This window comes from Lentilitoribacter sp. JB5-8, from assembly GCF_055693385.1.
Genome location: NZ_CM146332.1, coordinates 2770200 through 2787946, shown reverse-complemented (window position 1 = coordinate 2787946; position 17747 = coordinate 2770200). Strand labels below are relative to the sequence as shown.

The 17747-nt window shown below is 45.7% G+C and carries 16 protein-coding genes; 15 read left to right on the top strand and 1 reads right to left on the bottom strand.

Annotated elements, in window-relative coordinates; all coding sequences use genetic code 11:
• Window positions 1-58 precede the first annotated feature (58 nt).
• From ACZ1GZ_RS13670 to ACZ1GZ_RS13605, 14 genes are all read left to right on the top strand, one after another.
• Window positions 59-1258: a deoxyguanosinetriphosphate triphosphohydrolase gene (locus ACZ1GZ_RS13670; protein WP_472668310.1), complete on the top strand. Its 1200-nt coding sequence runs from the start codon at window positions 59-61 to the stop codon at window positions 1256-1258.
• A 117-nt stretch (window positions 1259-1375) separates the two neighbouring features.
• Window positions 1376-3136: an arginine--tRNA ligase gene (gene argS / locus ACZ1GZ_RS13665; protein WP_472665431.1), complete on the top strand. Its 1761-nt coding sequence runs from the start codon at window positions 1376-1378 to the stop codon at window positions 3134-3136.
• Window positions 3137-3193: 57 nt separating this feature from the next.
• Window positions 3194-5647 (top strand): SPOR domain-containing protein, encoded by a 2454-nt coding sequence (locus ACZ1GZ_RS13660; protein ID WP_472665430.1) that lies wholly within the window; start codon window positions 3194-3196, stop codon window positions 5645-5647.
• Window positions 5648-5717: 70 nt separating this feature from the next.
• Window positions 5718-6764, top strand: a complete 1047-nt coding sequence (gene nagZ / locus ACZ1GZ_RS13655) for a beta-N-acetylhexosaminidase (protein ID WP_472665428.1) — start codon at window positions 5718-5720, stop codon at window positions 6762-6764.
• Window positions 6765-6917: 153 nt separating this feature from the next.
• Window positions 6918-7730 (top strand): segregation and condensation protein A, encoded by an 813-nt coding sequence (locus tag ACZ1GZ_RS13650; protein ID WP_472668309.1) that lies wholly within the window; start codon window positions 6918-6920, stop codon window positions 7728-7730.
• A gap of 10 nt (window positions 7731-7740) precedes the next feature.
• Window positions 7741-8520: an SMC-Scp complex subunit ScpB gene (gene scpB / locus ACZ1GZ_RS13645; protein WP_472665427.1), complete on the top strand. Its 780-nt coding sequence runs from the start codon at window positions 7741-7743 to the stop codon at window positions 8518-8520.
• A 49-nt stretch (window positions 8521-8569) separates the two neighbouring features.
• The gene (locus ACZ1GZ_RS13640; protein ID WP_472665426.1) at window positions 8570-9673 is read left to right on the top strand and encodes an ABC transporter ATP-binding protein; all 1104 of its coding nucleotides are present in this window, start codon (window positions 8570-8572) and stop codon (window positions 9671-9673) included.
• Between the two features lie 38 nt (window positions 9674-9711).
• Complete coding sequence (gene tatA, locus ACZ1GZ_RS13635; RefSeq protein WP_472665425.1) at window positions 9712-9909, top strand: twin-arginine translocase TatA/TatE family subunit; 198 nt, start codon at window positions 9712-9714, stop codon at window positions 9907-9909.
• 39 nt (window positions 9910-9948) lie between these two features.
• Window positions 9949-10716 carry a Sec-independent protein translocase protein TatB gene (gene tatB, locus ACZ1GZ_RS13630; protein ID WP_472665424.1) on the top strand — a complete coding sequence of 256 codons (768 nt, stop codon included), beginning with the start codon at window positions 9949-9951 and terminating at the stop codon, window positions 10714-10716.
• On the top strand, window positions 10713-11546 hold the full coding sequence (gene tatC / locus ACZ1GZ_RS13625; protein WP_472665423.1) for a twin-arginine translocase subunit TatC: 834 nt from the start codon (window positions 10713-10715) through the stop codon (window positions 11544-11546). The genes tatB and tatC overlap by 4 nt, the downstream gene beginning before the upstream one ends.
• Before the next feature lie 51 nt (window positions 11547-11597).
• Window positions 11598-12881 (top strand): serine--tRNA ligase, encoded by a 1284-nt coding sequence (gene serS / locus ACZ1GZ_RS13620; protein ID WP_472665422.1) that lies wholly within the window; start codon window positions 11598-11600, stop codon window positions 12879-12881.
• A 47-nt stretch (window positions 12882-12928) separates the two neighbouring features.
• The gene (surE, locus tag ACZ1GZ_RS13615) at window positions 12929-13687 is read left to right on the top strand and encodes a 5'/3'-nucleotidase SurE (protein WP_472665421.1); all 759 of its coding nucleotides are present in this window, start codon (window positions 12929-12931) and stop codon (window positions 13685-13687) included.
• Window positions 13688-14341: a protein-L-isoaspartate(D-aspartate) O-methyltransferase gene (locus ACZ1GZ_RS13610; protein WP_472665420.1), complete on the top strand. Its 654-nt coding sequence runs from the start codon at window positions 13688-13690 to the stop codon at window positions 14339-14341.
• Between the two features lie 115 nt (window positions 14342-14456).
• Window positions 14457-16268 (top strand): peptidoglycan DD-metalloendopeptidase family protein, encoded by a 1812-nt coding sequence (locus tag ACZ1GZ_RS13605; protein ID WP_472665419.1) that lies wholly within the window; start codon window positions 14457-14459, stop codon window positions 16266-16268.
• A 68-nt stretch (window positions 16269-16336) separates the two neighbouring features.
• On the opposite strand, the gene ACZ1GZ_RS13600 is transcribed toward ACZ1GZ_RS13605, so the two are convergent.
• The gene (locus ACZ1GZ_RS13600) at window positions 16337-17206 is read right to left on the bottom strand and encodes an ATP-binding protein (protein ID WP_472665418.1); all 870 of its coding nucleotides are present in this window, start codon (window positions 17204-17206) and stop codon (window positions 16337-16339) included.
• Between the two features lie 200 nt (window positions 17207-17406).
• On the opposite strand from ACZ1GZ_RS13600, the gene yajC reads away from it, so the two are divergent.
• The gene (yajC, locus tag ACZ1GZ_RS13595) at window positions 17407-17742 is read left to right on the top strand and encodes a preprotein translocase subunit YajC (RefSeq protein ID WP_472665416.1); all 336 of its coding nucleotides are present in this window, start codon (window positions 17407-17409) and stop codon (window positions 17740-17742) included.
• The last annotated feature ends 5 nt before the right edge of the window (window positions 17743-17747 follow it).

Genomic DNA, 17747 nt, shown 5'->3' with positions numbered 1-17747 from the left:
CAATGGGCAAAACAGATTATTGCTCAGACGAATTACGAAAGAGATTATTTTGGCCGAGATTGATAAATCTTCATTGGGTTTTGGCAGTGGGGAGAGGGCGTCCTATGCATCCGATCCTCTTCAAAGTCGCGGTCGGCTGTTTGATGAAGGGCAGAGCCTAACGCGTTCGCCTTTTCAACGGGATCGTGATCGGATTGTCCACTCCACTGCATTTCGGCGGTTAAAACATAAAACGCAAGTCTTCATTGCGCATGAAGGCGATCACTATCGTACGCGATTGACCCACACCATTGAAGTTTCGCAAATCGCGCGTGCGCTTGCGCGGGCGCTCAAATTGGATGAGGACTTGGCTGAAGGTGTTGCGCTGGTACATGATTTTGGCCATACGCCCTTTGGTCATACCGGTGAAGATGCACTGGATGCGTTGCTGAAAGACTATGGCGGGTTTGATCATAATGCGCAGTCGCTTCGTATCGTTACCAAGCTTGAACAGCGTTACGCAGATTTTGACGGGTTAAATTTATCTTGGGAAAGCCTTGAGGGGCTGGTCAAACATAACGGTCCTCTGGTGGCAAAAAAAGGTGAAGAACTAACCTCAAATGTGCCTGTTGCTATAACAAACTACAATCAGTTGCATGATCTTTGGCTTTGGAGTTATGCAAGTTTGGAAGCGCAAGCCGCTGCGATTGCAGATGATATAGCTTACAATACCCATGATATTGACGATGGCTTGCGTTCGGGTCTTTTAACACATGAGATGCTTGAGGATGTTCCGTTTCTCGCCGCGCTAATAAAGCAGGTTAAAGATAAATACCCAAATTTAGATGATAGCCGTTTAACCCATGAGGTTACCCGCCGGCAGATTACTCAAATGGTTGAAGATGTGATTGCAACTGCGCAGCAAAACCTTGCGCTTGTTAAGCCTGAGATAGCCGATGATGTTCGATATGCTGATCAAACAATTGTTGGGTTTAGCGAACGCATGAGCGAAATCGATAAACAGTTAAAGACGTTTTTGTTTGCAAATGTGTACCGTCATCCAAGCGTTATGGAGAAGCGCGATGAAGTATCAAAAGTTGTTGATCAATTGTTTGACGTATTCATGAATAACCCAGAAAAAATGGAAGGTGCGCGTTGGGTTGAAGGTCTTGAACTGCTGACTGAAAGCGCCCGCGCGCGTCATGTAGGGGATTATCTATCTGGCATGACAGATACTTACGCACTTGATGTCCATAAGCAATTATTTGGTGCCTCATAGCCATTGACTATTTGACCATGGGTACAATTTGCTTTAGGCAGCGCAATAACCTGCTAAACAGCGTTTTTCGCACGTCAATGTGCATATTAATTCGGTAAATTTCGGAAATAACTCAAAATGAATGTCTTTAAAGAATTTGAATCCAAGATCAAATCAGCAGTCATGGCTCTTGATAGCGTAAAAGCTTATGAGGGTGAGTTAGATTTATCTCGAATGACTGTTGAGCCGCCGCGTGATGCTTCACATGGTGATATTTCAACAAATGCTGCGATGATGTTGGCAAAGCCAATGAAAAGTAATCCGCGTGCATTGGCAACTGAGATTTCAGATGCGCTTTCAAATGATGCATCTATTGCATCTGTCAGTGTTGCAGGGCCAGGTTTTATTAATCTTACATTGTCAAACCTTTATTGGCAGAACCTCACTCAAGAGATCGTTGAGCAAGGCGAAAATTATGGTCGCAACCAGATTTCTCCTGCACGCAAGGTCAATGTTGAATACGTATCTGCAAACCCAACAGGACCAATGCATGTTGGACATTGCCGCGGGGCTGTTGTGGGCGACGCGTTGGCAAACCTTCTTGCATTTGCCGGTCATGAGGTAACCAAAGAATATTATATCAATGATGCTGGTGTTCAAATCGGTGTTTTAGCCAATTCTGTTTACCTACGTTATTGCGAAGCGCTGGGTGACGATATTGGTGAAATACCTGCTGGTCTATATCCCGGCGATTATCTCAAACCTTTAGGTAAAGCATTGGCTGAAGAGTTTGGTGATAAGCTGAAATCAATGAACGAAGTTGAGCGGAGTGAGATCATTCGCCCGCGTGCGATCGATGGCATGATGGATATGATCCGTGAAGATCTTGCAGCGCTTAATATCCGTCATGATGTCTTCTTCTCTGAGCGTAAATTGCATGCCGATAATGGCGGTCCAATTGGTTCGGCAATCGCAGACCTTGAAGCCAAAGGCTTTGTTTATAAAGGAACGCTCCCGCCACCCAAAGGGCAGTTGCCTGATGACTGGGAAGATCGTGAGCAGACTTTGTTCCGCTCGACCGATATTGGTGATGATTTAGATCGTGCTTTAATCAAATCTGATGGGTCATATACTTATTTTGCCGCTGATGTTGCGTATTTCCTAGATAAATATAACCGCGGTTTTGACGATACGATCTTTGTTCTTGGCGCAGACCATGGCGGATATGTTAAACGTTTGGAAGCGCTTGCAAGGGCTATTTCTGAAGGTAAAACGCATTTATCTGTATTGCTATGCCAACTGGTAAAGCTTTATCGGGCAGGTGAACCGGTAAAAATGTCTAAGCGTTCAGGCGATTTTGTAACTTTACGTGATGTGGTTGACGAAGTGGGCTCGGATTCAGTGCGCTTTATGATGCTGTATCGTAAGAGTTCTGAACCGCTAGATTTTGACTTTGCCAAAGTAACTGAGCAATCAAAAGACAATCCTGTGTTTTATGTTCAATATGCTCATGCGCGTTGTCATTCGGTCTTCAGACAGGCTCAAGAAGCTTTTCCGGATGCAGATTTTGGTCAGAATATACTTAAAGATGCTGATTTTTCTGTACTTAAGGATGAAACTGAGTTGCGGTTAATCGCAAAACTAGCAGAATACCCAAGAGTAGTGGAAAGTGCAGCGCTTGGTCATGAGCCGCATAAAATCGCGTTTTACCTCTATGACTTAGCAAGTATGTTGCATTCGCATTGGAATTTGGGGAAAGACCGTCCGGAATTACGGTTTATTAACCATGAAAGTGCCATAATAACAATGGCCAGACTAGGATTAGTGTTCGCGATTGCTTCTGTTTTGCGGTCTGGATTGTTAATTACTGGAACAGATGCACCGCTAGAAATGCGTTAGTGCCAATATTTCTCCACATTGGCATGGCAGATAAGTTGCTAGGAGTAGCAAACGACCATGACCGATAAAGTGAATGAGAAAACCAATGAGTTGGGTAATTCTGCGCAAGGGCAGTCTGACAATCCGTTAGAAGAACTTGCTAAGATTATCGGCTATCAAGATGACAGCCAAAGCAATTCAGAAGGTGATGGTTCTGCCAATGAAGCCGTAACGGACTTGGAGGCAGAGTTACTGCGTGAGTTTGGTGTTGAACCTAAAGTAGCGCCTGATACGCCAGCACCTGTTATGGCAGCGCCTGTTGCGCCTGCTGCTGATCCTATTGCGCCAACACCGCAAGTCGAAGCGCCCAATTTTACTTCTGAGCCAACATCTTCGGCAGCTCCAATTTCGGATGCAGGCATTGATGATGTGCTTGATGATATGTCTCGCTATGCTTTGCCGGTACATGGTGAACCAGCGGGCAGTGTGCCTAATGTTGAAATTTCTCCTGTGCAAGCAGATCCAACGCCAGCTGTCGAAGCACCTGATGTTTCGCCAGTCAATGAGCCGGCCGACAATGTGTTTGAAGCGCCAACGATATCGCGCGCAACGCCCGTCTTGCCGCAAGAGCCTGTGGAAGTGCCTCAGGTGATTGAAACTCCTGAACAAATTATTGCAACGCAACCCGAAACAGAGGTAGCTGAATTGCCAAATCCACTTTCTACACCTTCACCTTTTCCGTCTGAAAACGGCGCCGCGCCTGAAGAAAACCTAAATACGCCTGAATTTGATCTTGGCGAGATGTCCAATAATTTGGAACAAGAGCTTGAAAAATTGCAACAAGGTTTGGAAGCTGGGGTTCATGAAGTGCCAGCTGATGTTGTTCCACCACAGGCGCCAGTGAACCCTTTTGCAGAGCAAGCTAATGTGCCCGCGGAAAATTATATCGAACCGGCACCTGAATATGCCGCACCAGAGACTGTTGAACCTAGCGTGGCTGTCGTAACTGATGAAGTTGCTGAGCGTCCTTTCCCATCTGTTGTATTGCCACAAGATGGTTCGGTTCCTCCTAATTTTGCTGATCTTGTTGCTGCAGATGAACCAGTTGAGCGCACAGAAGAGCTGGAGAGTGTGTTGGACGTCTCCGGATTTACTGAGACTGAAGCTGATATTGAAGAAACTGCACCGTTTGAAATTCCGGAATTGCCGCAAGTTGAAGAGTTTTCAAGAGAGCAGTCCAATATCGATGTTGATCTTGATTTGGAACTGGAACGTGAGTTTTCACAACTTATTTCGGGTGATTTACCTTCTGAACAAGAGGTGCATGTCTCTGCGGAGCCAGTTGTTGCCGCCGCAGCTTCGCATGCGCCAGCTACACCAATGTCTTCGGGTTCAGGTTCTGAAAATGCAGATATGGACGAACTCAATGAGTTGTTTAACGTAGGTGTTGCCGAGCCTGGTATTGATAAAGCTCCTGTCGTTAACAATGGTCCAGATCGCATTGACGTTACACATGATGCAGATAATCCTGATCAGGATTTAGCTGTTGATGAAGATGGTGAAGGCACAAGTTCCAATACGTTGGCAGTTGTTGGTGTACTTGCGGCTTTGCTTGTCGGTGGCGGTGCATATTTGTATTTCCAAAATTCAGGTACATCATTGGGTGGTTCTAATGAACCTGTGATTATCAAAGCTGATAATTCGCCGATTAAAGAAGTTCCTGCTGATCCGGGAGGCGCATCTGTTCCTAATCAGGATCAAGCTGTTTATGAACAGGTTGAAGGCAATGATGTGAGTGTTGCAAACCAATCTACGCTGGTTAAAAGCACTGAAGAGCCTGTTGATATTGTTCAAAAGACCCTCAATCCGTCTATCTTGCCGCTTGAAGGTCGTGATCTTGCAGGGGATGATAAGAACGCTGATCGTTTAACGCCAAATGATGGATCCGCGACGGCTCAAACGGATGATGCTTCCCAGCCTCTCGTGACACCGCGCCGCGTGCAAACAGTGATTGTTCAATCTGATGGAACGATTATAACGCGTGAGGCACCTGCGCCTGTAGCTGAAAATAATACGGCTACAGCGCCAACGCCAACTGCAACAGAAACACCTGTTCCGGCAGCGCCTTCACAGCCAGTTGAAACGGCACTAGCAACACCTGCACCGACGCAAGAGGTTGCGCCTGCTGCTCCTGTTGCACAGCCAGAACCAACTGTACCGCTGAGCAATGATACCGCGGCTGCGATTGCGAATGCGCCAGTTCAACCTGCGCAACCTGCATCTAATTACTCAGGTTACTATATGCAAATTGCGTCTCAGCCTTCGCTGACAGCTGCACAAAGCTCTTATGATAGTCTTGCAAGCCGCTTTAATTCGATTTTGGGTGGTTTGCCAGTTGAATATCAAACAGCGAATATTGAAGGGAAGGGAACTTTCCACCGTGTGCGTATTCAAGCAGGTTCGAGAGCTGAAGCAAATTCACTTTGTTCACGCTACAAATCCGCCGGTGGCAGCTGTTTCGTCGCACGTTAAATCTGTTGAACATCAGACCGCTATCTGATTGATCTTTGCATGTTAATGCTCATGGGACTAGGATTTTCCCATGAGCGAATCAATTATACTCCCTGAAGGGCAGTCCAAAGCGGCTATATTTGGCTGTTCCGGGCTTTCACTGACTGAAGATGAGAAGAAATTCTTCTCAGAACATAAGCCATTTGGTTTTATTCTCTTTGACAGAAATATTGATAACCCTAAGCAAATTCGTCAGCTAACAGATGATTTAGCTGCCTGCGTTGGTTATCCTGATGTGCCTGTTCTAATCGACCAAGAAGGCGGGCGTGTACAGCGATTAAGACCACCTCTTGCAGAAAATTATCCGCATGCTTGGCAATTAGGTGAAATATATAAAACTGACAAGGACATGGGATCGCACGCTGTTTGGCTAATGTCGCGATTGCATGCCTATGATCTTTTAAAGCTCGGTATCAATGTTGATTGCTTGCCAGTATTAGATGTGCCGACCCCTGAAGGGCACGAGGTGATTGGAAAACGCGCTTATGGTGATGAGCCAAAGATTGTCTCAGAACTCGGGCAATTGGCGGCAGATGGTCTGAAAGCGGGAGGCGTGCTGCCTGTCATCAAGCATATTCCTGGGCATGGACGCGCAGCGGCGGATACGCATTTAGAATTACCAACGGTTGATGCAGGATTGAATGAATTAATCGCCAATGATTTTGAACCGTTTAAGCGATTGTCGTCTGAATTGATGGCCATGACAGCACATGTCGTTTTTTCTGCAATAGATCCGGATGAGCCAGCCACGACGTCAAAGATCGCTGTTGAGAAATATATCCGAGAATTAATTGGCTTTGATGGGCTTTTAATGTCCGATGATGTGTCGATGAACGCACTTTCTGGGGATTTCTCTGAAAGAACATCGAAAATCTTTGCTGCGGGTTGCGATATCGTCCTACATTGTAATGGTGATATGGCGGAGATGCAGGCCGTGGTGGCAGAGACTCCCATGTTGTTGGGAAAAGCGCTTGAGCGCGCAAATGCAGTCATGGCAGCATTCCAAGAGCCTGATAGTCACAACGAGGCGGCGTTGCGTGCGGAGTTTAAGGAGATATTGGAGCAATTGAGCTCTTAAATCTCTATCAATCGGCGCAAATTTGATGGGGACAATCGAGTGTCAGAAGACAACGATTTTGATTTGGATCTGAAAGATGATCAAGCGGCGGTTGAAGCGAGTGCCCAATCCGCTGATCAGAAGGATGCGAATTCCCAAGGCAAACGTGCCCCAATGGATAAATTGTGGGAAGACCCCAACAAGGCGATCAGTGATAAAAGCCTAATGGTGGATTTGGATGGCTTTGAAGGGCCGCTGGATTTGCTGTTGCATCTTGCTCGCAACCAAAAGGTGGATTTAGCCAAGATTTCAGTACTGGCGCTGGCAGAACAATATCTTGCTTTTGTCGAGGATGCGCGAAAGCTTCGCCTTGAACTGGCGGCAGATTATCTGGTGATGGCGGCATGGCTTGCATTCTTGAAATCAAAGCTACTTATTCCACAAAAATCAGATGAAGAAGAGCAATCTGGTGAAGAAATGGCGCAAGCGCTGGCGTTTAGACTTAAACGGCTTGAAGCCATGCGAGAGGCCGCCACACGTCTGATTAATCGCAATAGACTGGGCCGTGACATATTTGCGCGCGGGATGCCAGAACCGATTGTGATTGAGAAAACATCGGATTACGAAGCTTCGCTCTATGATCTTTTAACCGCCTATGCGTCACAGCGTCAGCGCAATTCCTTGTCATTGGTGACAATTGCGAAGCGTAATGTTTGGTCGCTAAAGGATGCACGCGGGATCTTGGCGCGAATTGTTGGTCAGATCAATGACTGGACAGCGCTTGATCAGTTCTTGTTGCAATATTTGCACGAAGATGAAAATGAACGTCGAACCGCGCTTGCGAGCTCGTTTGCAGCGTCATTGGAAATGGTGCGTGAAGGGCAGCTTGATATTCGTCAAGATGGTGTTTTTGCACCGATATTTTTGCGTAATTCGACGAGAAACAAGACATTTCAAGACCCAGATGCTATAAGCGCGGATAGTTAGGAGTACGGTGATGGACGAGGAAAACGGCATCAATGGAGCTGGTGAGGCTGAGCATGATTTTGGTCATGACAGAGTAGATGACCAAGCTGGCCATTATGAAGGACCATCTGACAGTGCTGTGGATGCATTGCGTGATCATGCACTTAAAGATGCTGAGCGCATTGCCGAGGCGTTGGTTTTTGCATCTGCCACTCCCGTGCCGCAAAAAGATATTGCAGATAAATTGCCAAAAGATATTGATGCGGACGAAGTTATGCAGCGGTTATCTGATTTTTACGCAGATCGCGGTGTAAATTTGCTCAGAGTTGACAATGCCTGGGCATTTCGTACCTCCGCAGATCTATCATTCCTTATTCGCCGTGATGAAACTGATGTTAAAAAGCTATCTCGTGCTGCGCTCGAAGTTTTGGCAATTATTGCCTATCACCAACCCGTCACCAGAGCTGAAATTGAAGAAGTACGCGGTGTCGCGACATCCAAAGGTACACTTGATGTATTGATGGAAGCTGGTTGGGTGCGTATGCGTGGCCGCAGAAGAACGCCAGGCCGTCCGGTAACTTATGGAACCAATCGCGACTTTTTGGACCATTTTGGGCTTGAAACACTGCGCGATTTGCCTGGATTGGACGAGCTAAAAGGCTCAGGCCTGCTTTCAAACCGCATTCCATCTAACTTTCAGGTTCCGATGCCATTTGATGATGATGAGTTGACTGAAGATGAAGATCCGCTCTCAGAAATGGATATTGAAGAGTTTGGGCTCTTGACACCAATGGGTGATGAGGTGAATTAAAGGCTATGTTTGTTTGGAAGTATGACTTCCGTGAAAGTAGCTTTGTTTTATGAATGTAAAAGCCGATCCAAATCTTGTCCAAGATACAAAGCAAAAGACTGGTGTGAGTTTTGCCGCAAGTCTGGAGTTTCGTAATGTCCATCATGAATATAATGGCAAAGAAACTTTGCATGGCATTAACCTGACTGTGGAGCCGGGAGAGGTTTTGTGTCTGTTAGGGCCGTCAGGATCGGGTAAGACAACATTATTGCGAATAGCCGCGGGGATTGAGGGACAGACCCAAGGTAGTCTTTTCCTCAATGGCCAGGAGATTTGCAGTCCAAAATCATCACTTCCGCCTGAAAAGCGGGGAATTGGGCTTATGTTCCAGGATTTTGCGCTGTTTCCGCACATGACATTGTTGGAAAATGCAAAATTTGGACTAACAGCGCTTTCCTCATCGCAAGCCAAAGATCAGGCGTTGTTGGCGTTAAAGCGCGTGGGTTTGGAACGATATGCTGATGCTTACCCACATTTACTATCCGGAGGTGAACAACAACGTGCGGCACTTGCACGTGCGATTGCACCACGGCCAGCCGTATTGCTGATGGATGAACCATTTTCCGGTCTTGATTCCCGCTTGAAGGACGCAATCCGAAGCGACACTCTATCCATACTTCGAGAAGCGCGCGCAACATCCATTGTTGTTACTCACGATGCTGAGGAAGCCATGCAAATGGCAGACCGTATTGCCTTGTTGCGTGATGGCAAGCTTGTTCAAATAGGCACAGCGCGCGAGTTGTACGAACAACCCAATGACTTATTTGCAGCAAGCTTCTTTTCTGATTTGAACGTATTACATGGTAGGGCTAAAAATGGTCAGGTGGAGACAGCGTTGGGATTGTTTGATGCCAAACGTTTTCGCGACGGAACGAAGTTGGATGTCGCTTTAAGGCATTCAGGCATTACAATTGCTAAAGGGCAGGGTGATTTGGTCGCACGTGTGGTTACACGCAGATTTATGGGGCGGCTCGAACAGCTCAGATTAGCCATTCCTGGTAGTGAAGAATTGATTAGCGCGAGTGTTCGCGTGGGGCATTTAGCACCTGATGCAACGGACATAGAATTAAAAATCGACAAGCGCGACGTATTCTTGTTTGAAAGTCAGAGCTAAATGGCCTACATAACAGAAAAGAAAATTAGGAGTATATAATGGGAAATATCGGTCCATTACAGATTGTCATTATCTTGTTGGTTGTTTTGTTGTTTTTCGGCCGTGGTAAAATCCCACAGTTGATGGGTGATGTTGCCAAAGGCATAAAGAGCTTTAAAAGCGGCATGAAAGAAGAAGAGACAGCAGAAACAGACGCAAAAACTGTTGAGCATCAGTCCGAGAAAGACAAAGCTTAAGTTAATTCTCTCTTGGCTTTGTTTTAGGGATTTAAATAGATGCTAGATATTGGCTTTCCGGAGCTATTGGTAATCGGAGTTGTGCTTATTTTAGTGGTTGGTCCAAAGGACTTGCCACCGATGCTGCGCGCGTTTGGTAAAACAGTAAAGAAATACCGGGGCATGGCGACTGATTTTAAAAATCAGTTTAATGAAGCTTTGGAAGAATCTGAGCTGGATGAATTACGCCGTGCAGCTAGCGATGTTAAAAATATGAATCCGATGAACAAGTTGAAGGATGCTGTTAATCCTTTAACGGAAGTTGGCGAAGATATTAAATCCCATCTCGATGTTAAAGATGAAGACTTAGCGCCTGTTAAACCTTGGAAGCCAAAGCCTGAAGAAATTTCAGATGCGGCGCGTGCTGTGGGTGAAAAAGAAAAGGCGGCAAAAGCGACTGCTGCCAAAAACACCACCAAAACAACACGTAAACCTAGAGCTTCTGCAAAGTCTTCTACAGCGGCAACGTCTACAGCGCGAGCAAATAAGGCAAAATCCGCTGCAAAGCCTGCACAAAGTAAAGCGGCAGGAAACGCAAAAATTGCTGAGAAAAAGCCTGCAACACGCAGAACGACGAAGGCTGCGAGCACAAAAGCACCAGCGGCGAAAACTGCATCTGCAAAAGCTCCTGCTACCGCAAAACCTGCTGCGGCGAAAACTAGTGCTGCGAAAACTGGCGCTGTGAAAACACCGCGAGCGAAGACTACTTCAACCAAAGCCAGCGCCGCGAAAACTAAGACGAACACATCTAAAGCTGATAATTCATGAGTGAAGACAACCAAATTGACGATCAGCCGCAGCCTCTGATCGAGCACCTTATTGAACTGCGCCAACGACTTTTGTGGGCTGTGGTTGGTTTTGTGATCGCATTTATCTTGTGCTTCTATCTTGGTGGCCACATTTTCAATATTCTCGTCAAGCCATATGAATGGGCGGTTGACTGGTCGGGTCTTGATGCAAGCAAGATTGAATTGATCTTTACAGCGCCGCAAGAGTTCTTCTTCACCCAAATCAAAATTGGTTTGTTCGGTGGTCTGTTGCTGTCTTTCCCAGTGGTTGCATCGCAAATTTACAAGTTTGTGGCGCCGGGACTTTATACCAATGAACGTTCGGCATTTTTGCCATTTTTGATCGCGTCACCGATCCTGTTTTGCATTGGCGCGGCGATTGTATATTTCTTTTTGATGCCGATGGCGATGCTGTTTTTCCTGGGAACACAGCAAGTTGGACAGCCTGATGTGGTCGATATTACGCTTCTGCCAAAGGTTTCTGAATATCTTGGCTTGATCATGACATTGATCTTTGCGTTTGGTTTGGTCTTTCAATTGCCCGTTGTCACAACATTATTGGCAAGAGCAGGGATGGTGACATCGATCGGTTTGGCAACAAAACGCAAATACGCAATTGTTCTTGCGTTTATCGTAGCTGCTGTTTTGACACCGCCAGACCCTGTTTCTCAGTTAGGTCTTGCGCTCCCAACCATCCTTCTTTACGAAATTGCCATCTATGCGGCTCGAATCGTCGAGCGTCAGCGTAAAGAGGCTTTGAAGCGATCGGGATATTCTGATGAAGAACTGGAAGAATCAGAAGACGCATAAGAGGTTTAACTAACTTCTTAAAAAGAATATCTCTCAATAGGATTATATAAGATGCTCGATATCAAATGGATACGCGAAAACCCAAATCAATTGGATGATGCTTTAAAAGCGCGTGGGGCAGAAAATCAGTCACAAAACGTACTTGCAGCTGACGAAAAACGTCGCGCTACGGTGCAAAAACTTCAAGATATGCAATCTCGCAGAAACGCAGCTTCAAAAGAAATTGGCGCTGCGATGGGCCAAAAAGACTTCGATAAAGCTGAGGCGTTAAAGGCTGAAGTCGCGAAGCTTAAAGGTGATATGCAGTCTGCTGAAGAGGAAGCGCGCCTTGCTGATGAAGAATTATCAGCGCTGTTGGCGTCTATTCCTAATGTTCCGCTGAGCGATGTGCCGCATGGTTTAAATGAAGATGATAATCGTGAAGAACGTAAAGTTGGCGAAAAACCGGGCTGGAACCATGCGCCAAAAGAGCATTTTGAAATTGGTGAAGAGCTCGGTCTTATGGATTTTGAAGCCGCTTCTGCCATGTCAGGTGCACGCTTTAACATCTTAAAGGGTGATTTGGCGCGTTTGGAACGTGCTCTTGGTCAGTTTATGCTTGATCTTCACATTACTGAAAATGGACTGACTGAAGTAAATCCGCCTTTATTGGTGCGCGATGAAGCTCTGTTTGGTACGGGTCAATTGCCGAAATTTTCTGAAGATCTGTTTCACACAACAGATGGCAAATGGCTCATTCCAACAGCTGAAGTATCTTTAACAAACATTGTGCGTGAGCAAATATTGGATCAGGTGGATCTTCCAATGCGCTTTACAGCGCTGACGCCTTGTTTCCGTTCAGAAGCGGGCTCCGCCGGGCGTGATACGCGCGGCATGTTGCGACAACACCAGTTCATGAAGTGTGAAATGGTATCTGTTACGGATGCCGATAGCTCACTAGACGAATTGGAGCGTATGGTTGCTTGTGCTGAATTGGTGCTGAGTAAGCTCGGTCTTCATTATCGTGTTGTTACGCTATGTACAGGTGATATGGGCTTTGGTGCTCGCAAAACTTACGATATTGAAGTTTGGTTGCCGGGGCAGGATGCTTATCGTGAGATTTCTTCTTGCTCTGTGTGTGGTGACTTCCAGGGGCGCCGAATGAATGCGCGTTATCGTGCGGGCGATGAGAAGGGCACAAGCTTTGTTCATACGCTTAACGGTTCCGGTGTTGCAGTTGGACGTTGTTTGATTGCTGTGATGGAAAATTATCTCAATGAAGATGGCTCTGTCACAATTCCAGAGGTATTGGTGCCTTATATGGGTGGAGTAACTAAGATTGAAAAACCTAGCTAATTCATTTTTCTATTTGATTTAGTTAATCCATTTTGTGAGAGATTATCGTGCGCATTTTAATTACCAATGATGATGGAATAAACGCAGAAGGTCTCGAGGTTTTGCGCCGTGCTGCGCAGTTATTATCAGATGATGTTTGGGTTGTTGCACCTGAAACCAATCAAAGCGGTGTTTCGCATGCTTTGTCTTTAACTCAACCGCTCAGAGTGCGCCAAGTTGAAGACAAGGTTTTTGCTGTGAACGGTACACCAACGGATTGTGTGATCATTGCAGTTCGCCAAATCATGGATAAACGCCCTGATTTAATACTATCTGGGGTGAATGCTGGCCAGAATATAGCAGATCATATCACGTATTCAGGTACTGTTGCCGGCGCGCTTGAGGGCGCTATCTTGGGTATTCGCTCAATAGCGTTTAGTCAGGCACATGATTGGTCTAAAGGACCGCATCCGATTGATTGGTCGGTTTCAATCGCCAAAATTCCGGAAGTTTTAGAAAAGCTCATTGCTGTTGATATGCCAGCAAGTACATTCCTAAACGTCAATTTTCCTATCAAGCTTGCCGATGATGAAAACCAAATTTCAATATCGCGACAAGCGCATCGTATGCATGGTTTAGCCATCGAAGATCGCATTGATGGTGTGGGAAGGCCTTATTATTGGCTAAAATTTGAGGAAACTACGCACGAGGTTTGCGATTCAACCGATATTTCTGCTTTGGAGTTTGGCAAAATTTCGATAACTCCTGTAAAAGTTGATATGACGGACCATGCAATGATGACGAAATTGGAACAAGCACTTTTATAGATGATTGATACCGCCACAGAAAAAGAAGGTTTGGCAGCATTGCTTCTGCGTTTGCGCGCAATCGGTGTAGACAATAACCGACTTTTAGGTGCTGTTGAAAGCACCCCACGCAGTGTCTTTTTGTCTCCTGATTTGCGCGCTGGTGCGTATTCGTCGAAAATTATGCCGATCGATTGCGGTGGATTTGCCGAGCCTATTGATGTTCTTGTTCGTATTTTGAACGAGTTAGATGTTCAAACTAATCACAAAGTTTTGGAGATCGGTTGTGGCTCTGGCTATTCAGCAGCGGTTCTTTCCAAGCTTTCTGACCGTGTTTTGACTATAGATCGTTATAAAACGCATGTGACCAATGCCAGCGAGCGGTTTGATCATGTTGGCATCACAAATGTCGTTGCTAAGCAAATGGATGGGTCTAGCGGCGTTGAGGGCGAGGGGATGTTTGATCGTATTCTTGTCACCGCTAGCTTTAAAGAAATGCCACGCCAATTTGTGGAGCATTTAACTTCAAGCGGGATTATGATCGCACCAATGTCATTAGGTGATGGGCGTGCCCGCATTATGCGGCTCACCAAGATAGGTTCCCGATTTGAGAGAGAGGACTTGTTCGAGATTCAAGATTCGCCTCTTATTCCAAATTCAGCTGCCGCGACTTGAGCCGTTTTGGGACATGGTTAAAAAAAATATAGTGTTTTTTTCGTAAATTTAACGCCTCGGTAACATTAACGCGCTTTAATACATCAAAGTTGTATTGCGTTAGTGGTGTATGAGTATGAGTAATTTTAAGTTGTCTCAACCGCAAAGGGTTGTTCTTAAAACACTGTCAGCTATCTTTTTAGCTGGTACAGTTGCGGGCTGTAGCTCTGATTTAACCAGGTTTTCCTATTACCAAGCGTTAAATAGTGATGATTTGACCACTGCCGCTGTGAAAACACCGCATGCTGGGGGTCTCGCTCCTGTTGGCGTTGGGTCTCAATCCTTCCCAGGCGATGCAAGGCAGCCTGTTCGAAATTCCGTTCCGCAAGTAGCAAGCGCTGCGCCACAGCAACCATATCCAGGTGATGTGTACACACCCGTTCAAAGCAATGCGCCACTTTACACTGCATCTATTCCAAATCAGCAGCCGGTTGTTAATCAGCCTGCGACGCCTTTGATTGTTCAAAAGCCTGTCGTAACTGCGCCAATTGTTAGCCAGCCTATTGCAGCCGCTCCGGTTATTAAGCAGCCGTTGGAAACGCCAAAGCGTACGCCATTGGTTGAGCGTGTCCGCAATGCGCTGACACAAAAGAAAAAACAAACTTTAGAATCAACTGTTGAAAGTGCATCCGTTCAGCGCATGCCTATTATCAGGCCGATTTCACAGCCAAATGTTGATACTCAGATTGTGACAGGCGCTGTGACGCCGAGCACGAGCAATCCGGTAAATATTGTGCCAATGGCACCGGATCCGGTTGTTACAGGATCTATTCCGGATAAAACAAAAGTAAGCCGTGGTGGTTGGTCGACTGCAAATGGAACGCATGTGACATTGCGTGAAGGTGAGACGGTTTATAACCTTTCTCGACGTTATGGCGTGCCAGCTGCAGAAATTCTCGATGCAAACGGTATTCGAGATTCTCGATCGCTTAAAGTCGGACAAGCGCTGATCATTCCAACATATGTTTATTCGCAAGGTGCTACAGTATCAGCCCCTGATAACGATCCATTGACGAAATCTGCATATTCGCATTCTGGAAGCCGCACATTATTCCCTCAGGGTTCTTCTGCGCCGATCCCTGCGAGCCGTATTGACACTGCAATGCTTGCACCGACAACACCTGTATCGACATCTCCGCTTGATACATCTTCACCGGTTAGACAAGCTGCACCAAGTGCTGCAAATACGGTTTCAGCTGATCAATATACAGTTGTTTCTGGTGATACGCTCAATCGTATTGCTTATAAACATGGGGTAACGGTTACTGCGCTTAAAGCTGCGAATAACATTAAAACGTCTAATATTCGCATCGGTCAGAAAATGATCATTCCATCGAAGACCTTTAAGTCTTTAGCTCCGGATCAGACAACAACTGCTTCAGTGACAAAGGTTGAACCACAGAAAGTTGTTTCAACGCCTGTAACAGCAAGCACATCGTCTACAAATAACGATAGGATAACTGAAACGGCGAAGGTGGACAGCAATGTCGCTGCGCCTGCAAAGACCGGTATTAGTAAACTTCGTTGGCCTGCAAAAGGGCAGATTGCCTCAAGCTTTGGCGGCAAAACAGATGACGGCAAACGCAATGATGGTTTGGATATCTTGATGCCTGAAGGTTCAGATATTAAAGCTGCAGAAAACGGTGTTGTGATCTATGCCAGCAATGGATTGAAAGGTTACGGAAATACCGTTCTTGTGCGCCACGATGGCGATATCGTAACCGTTTATGCCCATGCCAAAAGCTTAAATGTAAAACGCGGCGATAAAGTGCAGCGCGGTCAGGTTATTGCCAAGAGTGGTATGACTGGTTCTGCAAAGCGTCCGAAGCTTCACTTTGAAGTTCGTAAAAATGCGACGCCTCAAAATCCAATTACATTCCTAGAATAGTCTCACCCCTCCAGGTGAAAGTTGATGAGGAAACCTGTCTTTTGGGGCAGGTTTTTTCATTGCGTGGTTCAGGTGTTGAGCGTTTTGTTTAAACGTCCGGCTAAATCCTGAATAAATTGCCATGCAACACGACCTGAACGACCGCCGCGAGTTGTCGCCCATGTCAGTGATTGAGCACGAAGATCTTCACGTTCAATCTCAAGTCCAAAATGATCCGCATAACCGTAAATCATGCTGAGATAATCATCCTGTGTGCATTTGTGAAAACCAAGCCACAAGCCAAATCTGTCTGATAATGAAACCTTTTCTTCAACAGCTTCATGCGGATTGATTGCCGTTGAGCGTTCATTTTCCATCATATCGCGCGGTAGCAAATGACGTCGATTTGATGTTGCATAAAATATGACATTTTCAGGACGCCCTTCAATGCCGCCATCAAGCGCTGCCTTTAATGACTTATATGCGGTATCGTCATGATCAAATGACAGGTCGTCACAAAACAGGATAAAACGATAATTGCTTTCTCGTAAGATGTTCAACAAACTTGGCAGCGAGTTGATATCTTCTCGATGGATTTCAACGAGTTTGAGCTGTGTGTTATGCTTTAAATTCGTATCCGCGTGAACTGATTTAACCAAAGACGATTTACCCATACCTCTCGCACCCCACAAAAGCGTGTTGTTAGCGGGTAGGGCTTTTGCAAATCGTTCAGTGTTTTCAACCAATATATCGCGTACATGATCAACACCTTTAATCAGGCCAATTTCAATGCGATTAGGTTTGCCAACTGGCTGAAGGTAGGATTGCTCAGGTGACCAGATAAAACATTCTGCCGAATCAAGATCATTTTCTTTGGCTGTTTTGGGTGCCAGCGATTGTACAGCCTCACGCAGCAACTTTATTTCTGTAAGCAGTTCATCAACTTTAAAATCATTCATTTATTTGACCTCGAATTCGCTTCAAGGCGTTGATTATCAAATTAACTTGCTTTAGCACAGGCGTAATTTACGTTAAGTGCTTGAAAATAGCTATTTGATGATGCCTTTGCCGTTGCAATCACACCATTGAACACTATATTCCGCTCAACAATATTTATAAATTCTAATTATGGGCGATTTGCCTTTAGGGAGCTTGTTTTATGTTTATTTCTCCAGCTTATGCACAATCAGCAGCCGGCGGTGGTGGTGATGTTTTTGGTATTTTGGTGCCACTTTTGTTGATTATGCCAATTTGGTATTTCCTACTTATTCGTCCTCAACAAAAACAACGTAAAGCGCATCTTGAAAAAATCACGAATATCCGTCGTGGTGATCAGATTGTGACTGGTGGTGGTATCATCGGTAAAGTAACAAAAATCGTTGATGGTGACGTCGAAGTTGAAATGGAAGTTGCAGACGGATCAAAAATGCGTGTTGTTCGTTCAATGATCGCTGATGTTCGCAGCAAAAGTGAACCTGTCAAAGACAAGAAGTAAGTCTT

Excerpts from the sequence above, each read along its gene's own strand:
- ACZ1GZ_RS13640 (WP_472665426.1), top strand. The coding sequence starts at position 8,570 with ATGAATGTAAAAGCCGATCCAAATCTTGTCCAAGATACAAAGCAAAAG.
- ACZ1GZ_RS13660 (WP_472665430.1), top strand. The coding sequence starts at position 3,194 with ATGACCGATAAAGTGAATGAGAAAACCAATGAGTTGGGTAATTCTGCG.
- argS (WP_472665431.1), top strand. The coding sequence starts at position 1,376 with ATGAATGTCTTTAAAGAATTTGAATCCAAGATCAAATCAGCAGTCATG.
- ACZ1GZ_RS13605 (WP_472665419.1), top strand. The coding sequence starts at position 14,457 with ATGAGTAATTTTAAGTTGTCTCAACCGCAAAGGGTTGTTCTTAAAACA.
- nagZ (WP_472665428.1), top strand. The coding sequence starts at position 5,718 with ATGAGCGAATCAATTATACTCCCTGAAGGGCAGTCCAAAGCGGCTATA.
- ACZ1GZ_RS13650 (WP_472668309.1), top strand. The coding sequence starts at position 6,918 with ATGGATAAATTGTGGGAAGACCCCAACAAGGCGATCAGTGATAAAAGC.
- yajC (WP_472665416.1), top strand. The coding sequence starts at position 17,407 with ATGTTTATTTCTCCAGCTTATGCACAATCAGCAGCCGGCGGTGGTGGT.
- serS (WP_472665422.1), top strand. The coding sequence starts at position 11,598 with ATGCTCGATATCAAATGGATACGCGAAAACCCAAATCAATTGGATGAT.
- tatB (WP_472665424.1), top strand. The coding sequence starts at position 9,949 with ATGCTAGATATTGGCTTTCCGGAGCTATTGGTAATCGGAGTTGTGCTT.
- ACZ1GZ_RS13610 (WP_472665420.1), top strand. The coding sequence starts at position 13,688 with ATGATTGATACCGCCACAGAAAAAGAAGGTTTGGCAGCATTGCTTCTG.
- tatC (WP_472665423.1), top strand. The coding sequence starts at position 10,713 with ATGAGTGAAGACAACCAAATTGACGATCAGCCGCAGCCTCTGATCGAG.
- scpB (WP_472665427.1), top strand. The coding sequence starts at position 7,741 with ATGGACGAGGAAAACGGCATCAATGGAGCTGGTGAGGCTGAGCATGAT.
- ACZ1GZ_RS13600 (WP_472665418.1), bottom strand. The coding sequence starts at position 17,206 with ATGAATGATTTTAAAGTTGATGAACTGCTTACAGAAATAAAGTTGCTG.
- tatA (WP_472665425.1), top strand. The coding sequence starts at position 9,712 with ATGGGAAATATCGGTCCATTACAGATTGTCATTATCTTGTTGGTTGTT.